This is a genomic window from Paraburkholderia sp. SG-MS1, from assembly GCF_012275575.1.
Taxonomy (GTDB): Bacteria; Pseudomonadota; Gammaproteobacteria; order Burkholderiales; family Burkholderiaceae; genus Paraburkholderia.
Map to the genome: position 1 here is coordinate 1 of NZ_NPIH01000086.1, position 12,305 is coordinate 12,305.

General features: G+C 64.4%; 11 protein-coding genes. 6 read left to right on the forward strand and 5 right to left on the reverse strand.

From position 1 onward, the window contains the following. Positions 1–2,070: penicillin acylase family protein (locus CIC12_RS05825; protein ID WP_168663034.1), on the reverse strand; the 2,070-nt coding region annotated here is incomplete at its 3' end. Positions 2,071–2,191: 121 nt separating this feature from the next. Here CIC12_RS05825 and CIC12_RS33590 point away from each other — a divergent pair. Beyond that, positions 2,192–2,317: a hypothetical protein gene (locus CIC12_RS33590; protein ID WP_274597542.1), complete on the forward strand. Its 126-nt coding sequence runs from the start codon at positions 2,192–2,194 to the stop codon at positions 2,315–2,317. Positions 2,318–2,435: 118 nt separating this feature from the next. Here CIC12_RS33590 and CIC12_RS05830 read toward each other — a convergent pair whose 3' ends face one another. Together CIC12_RS05830 and CIC12_RS05835 are read right to left on the reverse strand one after the other, a co-directional pair. After that, complete coding sequence (locus tag CIC12_RS05830; RefSeq protein WP_168663036.1) at positions 2,436–3,896, reverse strand: amino acid permease; 1,461 nt, start codon at positions 3,894–3,896, stop codon at positions 2,436–2,438. Positions 3,897–4,195: 299 nt separating this feature from the next. Further along, a complete protein-coding gene (locus CIC12_RS05835) occupies positions 4,196–4,492 on the reverse strand; it encodes a hypothetical protein (protein WP_168663038.1) in 297 nt (98 codons plus the stop codon). Positions 4,493–5,174: 682 nt separating this feature from the next. Between CIC12_RS05835 and CIC12_RS05840 the strand changes: the two genes are divergently transcribed. Further along, positions 5,175–6,581: a selenium-binding protein SBP56-related protein gene (locus CIC12_RS05840; RefSeq protein WP_168663040.1), complete on the forward strand. Its 1,407-nt coding sequence runs from the start codon at positions 5,175–5,177 to the stop codon at positions 6,579–6,581. Beyond that, positions 6,578–7,246 carry a hypothetical protein gene (locus CIC12_RS05845; RefSeq protein ID WP_168663042.1) on the forward strand — a complete coding sequence of 223 codons (669 nt, stop codon included), beginning with the start codon at positions 6,578–6,580 and terminating at the stop codon, positions 7,244–7,246. The genes CIC12_RS05840 and CIC12_RS05845 overlap by 4 nt, the downstream gene beginning before the upstream one ends. 51 nt (positions 7,247–7,297) lie before the next feature. On the opposite strand, the gene CIC12_RS05850 is transcribed toward CIC12_RS05845, so the two are convergent. Continuing rightward, the gene (locus CIC12_RS05850; protein ID WP_168663044.1) at positions 7,298–8,173 is read right to left on the reverse strand and encodes an endonuclease/exonuclease/phosphatase family protein; all 876 of its coding nucleotides are present in this window, start codon (positions 8,171–8,173) and stop codon (positions 7,298–7,300) included. 457 nt (positions 8,174–8,630) lie between these two features. On the opposite strand from CIC12_RS05850, the gene CIC12_RS05855 reads away from it, so the two are divergent. The 3 genes from CIC12_RS05855 to CIC12_RS05865 are packed head-to-tail and all read left to right on the forward strand — an operon-like array spanning position 8,631 to position 11,659. Further along, positions 8,631–10,364, forward strand: coding sequence for a pyrroloquinoline quinone-dependent dehydrogenase (locus tag CIC12_RS05855; protein ID WP_168663046.1), 1,734 nt, complete (start codon positions 8,631–8,633; stop codon positions 10,362–10,364). Further along, positions 10,361–10,981, forward strand: a complete 621-nt coding sequence (locus CIC12_RS05860) for a c-type cytochrome (protein ID WP_168663048.1) — start codon at positions 10,361–10,363, stop codon at positions 10,979–10,981. Before CIC12_RS05855 ends, CIC12_RS05860 begins: the two co-directional genes overlap by 4 nt. Before the next feature lie 15 nt (positions 10,982–10,996). Further along, entirely contained in the window at positions 10,997–11,659 is a 663-nt protein-coding gene (locus CIC12_RS05865) for an ankyrin repeat domain-containing protein (RefSeq protein WP_168663050.1), read from the forward strand. A gap of 54 nt (positions 11,660–11,713) precedes the next feature. On the opposite strand, the gene gph is transcribed toward CIC12_RS05865, so the two are convergent. Continuing rightward, positions 11,714–12,305: phosphoglycolate phosphatase (gene gph / locus CIC12_RS05870; RefSeq protein WP_168663052.1), on the reverse strand; the 592-nt coding region annotated here is incomplete at its 5' end.

Sequence of the window (12,305 nt, forward strand, 5' to 3'; positions counted from 1 at the left end):
GGCGAGTTTCGCCGGGTCCGCGGCGATGCCCGCCGGTGTCGTCAGCGGTTGGGCGGGGTCGAACTGCACCGCGTACAACTGCGGCGGCGGGATCGTCAGAAGGCGACGCCACAGTTCGTCCCACAACGTCGCGCCGGCGGCATTGGCGGCAGCGGTGTCATCCCAGGTGGCGAGTACTTTGCAGGCTTGACGCAGGTCGTTGTTTTCATTTGCGTCATTCGCTGCGTCATTTGCACCGACCGCTGCGCCGCCGCACAAGCGATCGAGCACCGGCCGCTTGAACAGCAGCGCCGACATCGCGCGGCTGTCGAGCGCGGCGCGGCCGAGCGCATCGACGGACACGCCCGCCGGGTCGCTTTGCAGCTGCGTCGCGATGCTGTGACCGAGGCGCGTGCGCAGCGATTGCGGCGTATGCGTCGCGCCGATGATCTGCGCGTAGCCGCTCAACGGCTCGGCCGGATTGCTGAGCCAGTAGCTGCCATTGAAATTGCCGACGTAATCGCGCCGCAAGAGGCTCGGCATCTGCGCAACCGGCAGTGCGCGCGGCTGCACCGAGCCGGCCTGATTGCGCCAGTCGCAATCGCTGCGCGAACCGTCGAGAAATGGCACGCCCGGCATCGACTGCGCGAGTGCGCGGCCGACCGGCGGCGTGCAACGCTGCGCGAGTTCGTCAGGCACGTCCGGCACCGCGCCGATGTCCGCGTACCACACGCGCGGATCGCCCCGGCCGATCGCCAGCGTATTCACCCACGGCATCGCCGCGTTCTTCTTCTGGATGCGGATGAAATCGTCGAGCGAACTCGCCTGATTCCATTCGAGGAAGTTTTCGAACACGCGGAAGTTGTCGGCGTTGATGTCGCGCAGCGCGAAAGCCTGCTGCCGATTCCACGCGAGCGCGGGCGACATCGCGCCGAGATTGACGAGCGGGCCGAAACGCGAGCGATACAGCGTGCGCGACACGCTATGGATCGAACCGTCGTCCGCGCGCACGTCGACCTTCACTTGCGTCGGCGTCATCGCTTCGCTCCTGCCGTCTACCAGATAGCGCGTCGGCGAGTCCGGCGCGAGCGTCAGCTTGAAGAGGCCGAAGCGCTTCGCGGTGGAGACCGTATGCGTCCACGCGACGTTTTCGTTGAAGCCGATCACGATCAGCGGGACGCCGAGAAAGGACACGCCGCTCACATTGAGCTTGCCGGGGATCGTCAGTTGCGCCTGGTAGAAGCGGTCCGGGCCGCTCCAGAACCAGTGCGGATTGCCGAGTAGCAGCGCGCTGCCGTCATGCGTCGCGTCGGCGCCGAATGCCAGTGCGTTGCTGCCGATTCCAGAACGGCCGCCGAACTGGGCGAGCGGTGCGGTGGCGGCACGTCCGGTTTGGTCCGTTGTGCTCACGTCTTCCTGCTGCCGCTCCCGCAAAGCCGCCGGTTGTGCAAGGTCCGCAACCGGCGGCTTCGCCGTCGCGATCGCGCTGGCAAAGCGTGCCGCGCTGCCCGCCAGATTCGCCGCGTAAAGACGCCGGTAGACATCCGCGCTGCTGATCTCGCCCGCCCACGGCGCCACCCGGCAAGCCGCATGCGCGGCGGGCGACCCGCCTCGCGCAAGCTCGCCGACATAGCGGTTGTAGCCCGCCACGAAGCCGTCAATCAGCGCATGCATGTCGGCGGTCTGACTGTGTCGATAGCGCGCGACGGCAGCATCGTCGGCGATGAAACGGAAGAAGAAATCGGCGTCGAGATTGTCGGGCTGGCCGAAGGTCGCTTCGGCAGTGGGGCGCGCGCTCGCGCCGAAGTAGCGCGAGCGTTCGCCGCGATAGGTGACGAAGGCGTCGGCCATCGTGCACAGATTGTCCTGCGCCTGCACGTAGCCGTAGCCATAGCCGAGGCTGCCCCAGTCTGCGGCCTTCACATGCGGAATGCCCAGCGCGGTGCGGCGGATCTCGACCTGATACGCTCCCGTGTGCGCGTCGACGTCGACGCCGGCGTTCGGCACGGCGCAGCTTTCCAGTCCCCATGCGAGCAGGGGCAGCGTGGCAAGCAGACGGACCCGGCGGCGCAGAAAAACGTTCGAAGGCATAGGCAATTCACGAGCAAGACTGCAGAAGGTGATGGACATGACGCAGACCAGGAACCGGCGCGCCGTCTCGCGACGTACTGACGGCAACTGGCGCGGCGACCGGCCGGCAGATTGACATGGCTTGTCTGCCGAACCGGCGCTTCTCGACCCAGGCGCGCGTGCTCGGGAGTTCATGGCCGAGCGTCTGAAGGGCATTGGCGAATTGCCCGAGCGGATACTGGCGCCGGCTTTGGCGCCCGACGGTTGACGCGAAGTAGTAGAAAGCGGTCAGACCGGAAGCCACGCGCGCCGCGCATGCATTGCAACGCGCGGCAGCAAGCCGCCCGTCGCGAGTGCGGACCAGGAGGATCTTCGGACTCCGCCGCTCAATGACGCTCCGGAAAGCGCAGCTTCGAATGATTCCGGCCGTACGTGAGATAGATCGCCATGCCGATCACCAGCCACACGACGAGTCGCCCCCATGTCACGAGCGGCAGCCCGACCATCAGCAACAGGCAGAACAGGATGCCCAGGACCGGCACGACCGGCACGCCCGGTACCCGGAACGGCCGCAGCGCGTTGGAATCGCTGCGGCGCAGATAGATGACCGCACCGCACACGAGGATGAACGCGAACAGCGTGCCGATGCTGACCATCTCCCCGAGCACGCCGATCGGCGTCAGCGCCGCCACGATTGCGACGATCGTGCCGATCAGGATCTGGCTCAGATGAGGCGTCTGCAGACGCGGATGCACCCGCGCGAACAGCGGTGGCAGCAAGCCGTCCTGCGACATCGTGAAGAAGATACGGCTCTGCCCGTACAGCAGCACGAGGATCACGGTGGTGAGCCCCGTCAATGCGCCGATCTTGATCAGGATCGAGAACCAGGTCAGACCGATCGCGTCGACGCCCTTGGCGATCGGATCGGGGACGTTCAGATCCGCGTAAGGCACGAGCCCGGGCAGCACGCCCGCGACGAGGATGTAAAGCACCGTGCAGACGATCAGCGAGCCGAGAATGCCGATCGGCATATCCCGCTGTGGCTTCTTCGCTTCCTGCGCGGCAGTGGACACCGCATCGAAACCGATGAACGCGAAGAACACCACCGCCGAGCCGCGCAGAATCCCGCTCATTCCGAAGTGGCCGAATTCGCCGGTGTTCGCCGGGACGAACGGATGCCAGTTCTCCGGTTTGATGAAAAACACGCCGAGCGCGATGAAGGCGACCACCACGATGAGCTTGACCGCCACCATGATGTTGTTCAGTCGCGCCGATTCTTTCGTGCCGAGCACCAGCATGGTCGTGAGAATCGCGATGATCACGATGGCCGGCAGATTGACGACGCCGGTCGCCGTGCTGCCGTCGGCGAGCTTGATCACGGTGCCCGGCGCGGCGGCCAGCGTGGGCGGGATACGGATCCCCACGTTATGCAGCAGGCTCACGATGTAGCCCGACCAGCCGACCGCGACGGTCGCCGCGCCCATCGCGTATTCGAGGATCAGGTCCCAGCCGATGATCCACGCGAAGATTTCGCCGAGCGTCGCGTAGGTGTACGTATAACTGCTGCCGCATACCGGCAGCATCGCCGCCAGTTCCGAATAGCACAGGCCGACGAACGCGCACGCAATGCCACCGAGCACGAACGACAGTACGATGCTGGGGCCCGCGAATTGCGCCGCGGCCGTGCCGGTCAGCACGAAGATGCCGGCGCCGATGATCGCGCCGATGCCCATCGCGGTGATGCTGGCCGCGCCGAGCGTTTTCGATAATGAGTGGCTACCGTGCGCTTCGGCGCTATTCACGATATCGGCGACGGATTTCCGTGCCATGTAACGCGTATCAGCCATGATGAGTCGTCCCGTTCAATGGTATTTGGGCACGAACCGACACGGCTTGTCCCGGCTCGCGGAGCACGACAAAAGCATCTGTCAGCAAAGACTGGCGGGGGAGGAAAGAGGAAAGCCTGATTCAGTGTATTCCGGATAAGATCAAAACGTGAGGTTTTTCGAACCCCATTGTCGCGGACATTATCCGGTCGCGCGAAGGTCCGGGGTAAAGCCATTCGATTGGAAGAATGCGGGCCGGGATCGGCCCTGGCCGAACTGGGCGGCGAGCCCTCGCGGCTTGCGCGCGATGCGGCAAAGCGCTATCTATCGCTTGAATCGTCGTCGAACCATGACGACGGTGCCCGCTCAAGTTTGCGCGTCACCTGACAGATAGCCGTCATCGCCCGCGCATTCACGCAGAGGGTCTGCTCGGGTTCCTGGAACTCCTCGCCCCGACGTATGAGCTCCGCCACGACGGCGCCCGAGTGCGAACGCAGTGGTACGTTGTCGAACGAACGATCGATGATCTCGTTGATCCCGGCGATCGTTTCCATGGGAATCACACCATGAAAAGACTTCAAAGCGACGCTTTTGTCGATTCGAATACGTTTCGCCATGATAGACCTCGCGCGTCTGGCACCGATTCAAGACGAACAGGATCTCGTTACGTCGGAGGTGAGATCAGAACGACGTTAGGCGTTGGCAGGCGTGGGCAATGTACGCCAGCGAACACAATTCATGAAGCATATTTAACATGACCGGCGCAGGTAGGTTGGCGGATTTTCGCTGCCGGTCGGCATCCGCGTTAACGCTTGATTCCGGGTAGTGACCAACGCGCCCGTCGGAGCCCGGTCAGGGGCACGTTGGCATCGCCAGGATCGTCTGTGAGCGGAAGTCATGGCCATATGGGATCATGCCTCGGGCATTTCGTGAGGTGGTGCACAAGGCGGTAGTCGCGACTCGTGGTGGGCCTTTGCCTGCCAGTTCGGATACGCCAGCCAGCCCGCGCCGAAGTTACGAAACTTTCAGTTGATCTCACCGCGACCGTGAACTACAAATTTAGACTGAGCGCCGCTATGGGCGCGACGACTTCGCCGCCGCAGATGTCGCATCGACTCTTTTCGATATCCGCGCCCTCCGGACGCTCGTGAAGCCCGTCGGCTGAACATGGTCCGTGATGCGCGCAGTCCAACCGCGCATTTCGCCGACCCGCGCCGTTCGCCACCAGGGGCCGCGACGTACAGATCGATGAATAGCCGCACGCTTGCGAATGGAACCAGATAACAGGAGACCCCCGCCATGGGTATGCGCCCAGATTCCACGTTCCACGCATCGCCGAAACTCGCGATGGATGCGCCGCCGGAAGAATACGCGTACACGCTGCTGCTCAGCCCAGATTTCTCGCAGCCCGATGCGCTTGCCGTGATCGACGTGAAACCCGGCTCGCCGACCTATAGCAAGGTCGTTCACACGGTGACGATGCCGAACAAGGGCGACGAGTTCCATCATTTCGGCTGGAACGCGTGCTCATCGGCGCTGTCGCCGCTGACCGGCCACGCGTTCCTCGAACGGCGCTACCTGATCATTCCAGGCATGCGTTCGTCGCGCATCTATATTGTCGACACCCAACCCGATCCGACTCAGGCGCGCATTCACAAGATCATCGAACCCGAGGAGATTTTCCGCAAGACCGGCTATTCGCGTCCGCATACGGTTCACTGCGGGCCCGAAGGCATTTACATCAGCACGCTGGGCGGCGGCGGCAAAGACGGCACCGATGGGCCGCCCGGTATTTTCATCATGGACTGCGAGACCTTCGACGTGCTCGGCCGCTGGGAGATCGACCGCGGCATGCAGGAGAAGCACTACGATTTCTGGTGGAACCTGCCGCGCGATTACATGGTGTCGAGCGAGTGGGCATTGCCGCCGCAGTTCGAGAACGGGATCGTACCCGAGGACCTGCTGGCCAACAGGTACGGACATCACATCCACTTCTGGGATTTGCGGGCAAGACGCAACGTGCAGACCATCGACCTCGGCGCGAATCACCAGATGGCGCTCGAAGTGCGGCCCGCGCACGATCCGAGCCGCGAGTACGGGTTCATCGGCGTGGTGGTGGATACGACGAACCTCGAAGGGTCGATCTGGACATGGTGGCGTGAGGACGGACAGTTCCACATCGAGAAGACAGCGACCATCCCGCCCGAACCGGCGGCCGCCGAACTGTTGCCGCCGCTGTTGCAGGGCTTCGGCGCGGTGCCGCCGCTCGTCACGGACATCGATCTCTCGCTCGACGATAAATTTCTCTACGTCGCCTGCTGGGGCACCGGCGAGATGCGTCAATACGACGTGACGGAGCCGCGCAAGCCGAAACTGGCGGGCACGGTGCAGCTCGGCGGGATCGTGCGGCGCGCGCCGCATCCGAACGGTGAAACGTTCGCCGGCGGCCCGCAGATGGTCGAGATCAGCCGCGACGGCAAGCGGGTGTACTGGACCAACTCGCTCTATTCCACCTGGGACGACCAGTTCTACCCGAACGGCGTGCCCGCGGCGCAGGTGATGGCGCGGGCGGAACCGGGCGGCGGCCTCGCCCTGGCCGAGGATTACTGGGTGAGCTTTCCCGATGGCTACCGGGCTCACCAGATCCGGCTCGAGGGGGGAGACTGCTCGACCGATTCGTTCTGTTACCCGTCGGTGCGCGTTTGACCGCGGAAGGTTGGCCGCGTCTCGGCCTTTGGTTAGCCATCCTTGCGAGCGGTCTCTATCACGGGCTCAACCCGGCGATGGGCTGGCCGCTCGCCGTGTCGAACGGATTGATCCAGCGGCGCACGCGGGCGCTGTTTGCCGCGCTGTTCTATCTCGCCGCCGGGCACGTGCTCGCGATGTTCGTGGTGATGCTGCCGTTCGCGATGCTGGCGGTGCTGCTCGAATGGCAGCGTGCGATACAGGTCGGCGCAAGCGTGCTCGTGATCGCCTTCGGCGCCTGTCTTCTGATCCGCCGACGCCACCCGCGCATGCTCGCGCGGATTCCACCGTCGAGACTCGCGCTCTGGTCGTTCGCGATTGCGATGGCGCACGGCGCGGGGTTGATGCTCGTGCCCATCTATCTCGGACTGTGCCGCGCTTACGGCATGGATCACGGGCACCGGGCCGCCCAGGCGTTGATCGCCGACAGCCTTCGCATGACGCTGTGGGTCTCCGCCGTGCACGGTGCGGCGATGATCGCGGCGGGCGGGTTGCTGGCCTGGCTCGTCTATCGCTATCTGGGGCTCAAGTTCGTGTCGCGCAGCTGGTTCAATCTGGATGCGATATGGGCGTCGAGCCTGATTCTGGTGGGGGTGATCGCGTTGACGAATGCCGGCATCGGCTGAGCGCCGTTGCGTGCCCGGTTCAATCCGCGTGATGAACAACGCCGCTTCGTCTCAGCGCAACGTAAGCCACATGGGTTGATGATCCGACGCGCGGCTGTGCTGATTTACGCCGCATGCCGTGACTCGCGGCGCGAGGTCGTCCGTGACAAAAATGAAATCGCACGCAAAGGGTCCGTCGGGCCATTGCTCGTGATCGTAGAGGCCGACCGTCGCGGCGCGCGGCTCTCCCGGGTGCGCGCACGACCAGGCGTCGGCAAAGGCCGGCGCATCGGCGACCGGTTCGAGCATCCGGCAATACGCCGCTTCTTCGAACGCGCTGTTGAAGTCGCCGCACAGAATGGCGCTCATCGGGCGAGCAGTGTCGGCGAACGGGCTGTCCGGCTTTTCCGCTTTCGCGGGATGACGCGCGTGATCGCATGCTTCGCGATGCAACTCACGCAGTCTGTCGACTTGCGCGAGCCGCTGCTTTTCCGAATAGAACTCCAGGTGCGTGCTGATGACGCGTAGCGGGCCGACATCGGTATCGAGCACCGCTTCGAGCGCGACGCGCAACATCGACGGTTTGGCCGGATCGGCGGGCCAGGGCAGCGAATGCCGAAGCACTTGACGTACCGGCAGGCGGGTCGCAATGGCGTTGCCGAACTGCCGACGAGGCGCCCGGCCATCGCGCAGCGATGGCAGATCGGAGCCGACCGCGTCGATCACCGTCATCTCGGGCAGCCATGTCGCCAGTTCGGCGAATTGATCGGGCGATGGATGGCCCTTCAATCCGCCGGCCTGCGGCTCAGCATTGAATCCGCGCGTGACTTCCTGCAAGCACAGGACATCGAAGTCGCACAAGGCGCGCGCTTCCCGCACGATCCGGCCCAGGTCGACACGGCCGTCCACGCCGAGACCCCACTGAATGTTCCAGTCGACGAGTTTCATGTCACTCTCCCTGACAGGCAGATGTCAGTCTACTGCTGCATCGGGGATAGGATGCGGGCGAAGCGCCGACCTATCGGTGGGTCCAATTCTGCGCGCGGTCCTTCGAGCGCCATCGTCGGCGGCGCGAGCGTTCTGCGACCTCAAGCAGCAAGCCGGCCGCCCCACAAAATCATCATACGTATCCAGCGACCCTTGATAAAAGCGCATCGACGTTCTAGAAAAAGCGCAGCGCATAGCCTACGCTTAAGCGAGCCGGCCTTTTAGGGGACGAGCACTTCGCCTCGTTTTCCCTCTGCGCAGCCGACCTGTCCGCACAAAGCAATCAACGGTTCGAAATCGTACGCTTTTGTTGTTTGAGAGGGCTGCGCCATCCTGCTTTTCCACGCTATGCGCCGGTGGATGAATGCCGCACTCCGTCGTTGGGAAGCTCGAACGATAACAATCCAAGGAGACGCTCATGCCATTCGCACTCACCCGGGGTGTCGTCGGTCTGCCCCTGCTCGCCATCGCACTCGGCTTGCCTGCCGCTCACGCCGCCGACGAAGTCCAGAACACGTCGACCACCACCGCCTCGCCGGTGCCCTCGACGCTTCAGCCCGTCAGTCAGGAACAGCTCGATCGCGCGGCCACCGCGACGGCCGACTGGCTCCATTCGAACGGTTCCTACGCGCAGACGCGTTACTACCAGGGCGCGCAAATCAACCGGACCAACGTAGCGAAGCTCAGACCCGCGTTCATCTTCCAGACCGCCGTCAACGAGTCGATGGAAACGGCGCCGATCGTCTCGAATGGCGTGATGTTCATCACCACGTCGTTCAATCACGTGTACGCGGTCGATGCGGCGACGGGCAAGGAGTTCTGGCATTACAAGCACAAGATGGGGCCGGTCACGACGTTCTGCTGCGGGCCTAACAATCGCGGCGTGGCGATTTCGGGCGACCGGCTTTTCATGGGCACGCTCGACGCGAAACTCGTCGCGCTCGACGCGAAGACCGGCAAGGTGCTGTGGCAAACCGAGATCGCCGATCCCGACCAAGGTTATTCGGAAACGATGGCGCCCGCGGTCGTCGACGGCAAGGTGCTGATCGGCACGAACGGCGGCGAGTACGGCATTCGCGGCTTCGTCAAGGCGTTCGATGCGAATTCCGGCCAGTTGCTGTGGACCTTCTACACGATTCCGGAAACCGGCCAGGAAGGCGTGTGGGCCACCAAAGACGCGACCGGCCGCGACGAGAAGCGCGACATCGACGCGGAAAAGAAGCAGCTCGCCGCAAAGGGTGGCGACTTCTACAAGACGCTCGGCGGCGGCGTGTGGATGACGCCCGCCATCGACCGGCAAACGAAGACGGTGTTCTTCGTCGTGGGCAATCCGTCGCCGGACCTGTATGGCGCGGTCCGGCCGGGCGACAATCTCTATACGGACTCGCTCGTCGCGATCGATCTCGACACCGGCAAATACAAATGGCACTACCAGTACGTGCCGCACGACGTGTGGGACCTCGACGCGGTCAGCCCGCCGATCCTGATCGACGTGCGCGACAACGACGGCAAGATGATTCCGGGTGTCGTGCATGGCGGCAAGACCGGTCACGTGTACGTTCACGACCGCGCCACCGGACGTCTGATCCGCTATTCGCAAGCGATGATTCCGCAAGAAAACATGTGGACGCTGCCCACGGCAGCCGGCGCGCGCATGCTGCCGGGGGCGAACGGCGGGGTCGAGTGGTCGCCGATGGCCTTCGATCCGAAAACGCGGCTCGTCTATGCGGCCAATCTGCATCAGCCGATGACGTATCAGGTCGAGGAGGCGGCTTATCCGGGCGGCAGCAAGCTGTGGCTCGGCGGCGCGTTCAAGGTGATTGCGAACGAGCAGCAATGGGGCAAGCTGTCCGCGGTGAACGTCGACACGGGCAAGGTCGCGTGGGACTACAAGACCGAACAGCCGCTGATCGGCGGCGTGCTCGCGACGGCCGGCGGCCTCGTCTTCAACGGCGAAGGCAACGGGCTGTTCCGCGCGTTCGACTCCGCCACCGGCAAGAAGCTCTGGGAGTACCAGTGCGGCGCCGGCGTCAATGCACCCGCCGTGTCGTACTCGGTGCACGGTAAGCAGTACGTCGCGGTCGCGGCGGGCGGCAATACGCAGCTCGATTTCAAGCGCGGCAACACCGTGCTCGTCTTCGCGCTGCCATGACAGGGCCGACGCTGCGTTCAGGCGCTCGCTCGACCCGCCCTGCGTGGGCGGCATTGCTATGCGGCTGGTTCGCCGCCGCATGGCTGCCGCTGAACGCACGCGCCGATGCCGAAGCGGGTAGGGCGAAAGCGCAGGTGTGCGTGGCCTGTCATGGGCCGATGGGCAACTCGAGCACGCCGGACTATCCGATTCTCGCTGGGCAAACCGCGCGCTATATCTATCTGCAACTGCGGGACTTCAAGGAAGGGCGGCGCAGCGACCCGCGCATGTCACCGATGGCGGCCAGTCTGTCGCGCGAGGACATGCAGGACCTCGCCGACTACTTCGCCGCGCAAAAGCTCGTGCCCGTGCCGTTCAAATCGGATAGCGCCAGCATCGAAGCGGGCCGCAAGAAGTCCGCGGAAGTGTTGTGCACGATGTGTCATCTCGGTGGCTTTGCCGGACAGAACGAGATTCCGCGCGTGTCCGGTCAGCTGTATCCGTACATCGTCAAGCAATTGCAGGATTTCCGCTCGCACACGCGAACCAACGATGCGGGCAACATGGCCAGCGTGTCGCGCAATCTGAGCGACGAGGACATCCGCAATCTGGCCGCGTATGTGAACAACCTCCAGTAGCACGAAACCGACACCATGAAAAAGACGCTCACCCGCTTCACCGCGACCGCAATGCTGCTTGCCGTCGCGTTCGGCGCGTGTCCGCCCGCGAGAGCACAAGGCGATGGCGAAACCAACCGGCAACTGCTCGCCGCCGCGAGGGACGACGACCAGCAGTCGCTTCTCGCGGCGCTTCAGCGCGGCGCTGCCGTGGATGCGATGAACCGCATCGGCGATACGGCGTTGATCACCGCTTGCAAGCAGGGCGATGCGACCATGGCGCGCACGTTGATCGAGCACGGCGCGAACGTCGGGCACGCCAGCGCGCCCGGCGTCACGCCCTTGATGGCCGCGGCGTTTGGCGGTTTCGACGAAATCGTCGCGCTGCTGCTCGCGCATGGCGCGGACATGTTCACGACCGATCGCGTCGGCAAGACCGCGATGGAGTACGCGGCCGGGCAGGGACAAACGAAGGTGGTGAGCCGCTTGCTCGATGCCGGGGTCGACGTGAATCGCCTCTACAAGAACGAGCTCACGGCGCTGATGTGGGCCGCGGGATACGATCGCGCGGAGACCGTTCAATTGCTGCTCGCGCGCGGCGCGAACCCGGCGCTGAAGGACAATCGCGGCATGACGGCGAAGGATATCGCGGTGCAAACGAAGTCGGCGAGAGCGAGCGGCGTGCTGTCAGCCGGCTAGTCGCGAACACATTCGCACGCCTGGCAATGCGCGGAGTCGGCAGATGGCTGCCTGTTACGCCGAATCGGCCGGAAGCCACCTCTGCGCGAGCATCGCCGGCAGCGCTTCGAACGAATCGATCAACGCGTCGCAGCGCAATGCATGCGCACCGCTCTCGCCCGCATAGCCATAGCTGACGATGAACACAGGCAAAGCGGCCGCGCGCGCCGCAGCGACATCGACCGGCGAATCACCGACCACGACGCAATGTGCGGGCTCGCTATCGAGCAGCCGGCAGGCGTGCCAGTAAGGCTCCGGCGAAGGCTTCATGGCGGCCAGCGTGTCGCCGCCGACCAGCACATCCAGATACCGGGCGAGGCCGGTGCGCGTCAGCAGCGCTGCCGCCAGCGCCTGCGGCTTGTTGGTCACGCAGGCGCAGCGATAGCCGCTTTCGCGCAATGCGCGCAGGCCTGCCGCGACGCCGGGAAAGACCCGGCCGAACTGTGCGTTCGTATCGGCATAGTGCCGTTCGAATACCCGCTGCGCCCCTTCGATGTCGCACCGCTCGCTCATGCCCGCCGCCTCCAGCGAACGCCGGACGAGGTTCGTCACACCATTGCCGATGAATCCGGTCACCGTGTGCAACGGCAACGGCGCTGCACCGAGG

Excerpts from the sequence above, each read along its gene's own strand:
- CIC12_RS05835 (WP_168663038.1), bottom strand. The coding sequence starts at position 4,492 with ATGGCGAAACGTATTCGAATCGACAAAAGCGTCGCTTTGAAGTCTTTT.
- CIC12_RS05830 (WP_168663036.1), bottom strand. The coding sequence starts at position 3,896 with ATGGCTGATACGCGTTACATGGCACGGAAATCCGTCGCCGATATCGTG.
- CIC12_RS05855 (WP_168663046.1), top strand. The coding sequence starts at position 8,631 with ATGCCATTCGCACTCACCCGGGGTGTCGTCGGTCTGCCCCTGCTCGCC.
- CIC12_RS05860 (WP_168663048.1), top strand. The coding sequence starts at position 10,361 with ATGACAGGGCCGACGCTGCGTTCAGGCGCTCGCTCGACCCGCCCTGCG.
- CIC12_RS05840 (WP_168663040.1), top strand. The coding sequence starts at position 5,175 with ATGGGTATGCGCCCAGATTCCACGTTCCACGCATCGCCGAAACTCGCG.
- CIC12_RS05850 (WP_168663044.1), bottom strand. The coding sequence starts at position 8,173 with ATGAAACTCGTCGACTGGAACATTCAGTGGGGTCTCGGCGTGGACGGC.
- CIC12_RS05865 (WP_168663050.1), top strand. The coding sequence starts at position 10,997 with ATGAAAAAGACGCTCACCCGCTTCACCGCGACCGCAATGCTGCTTGCC.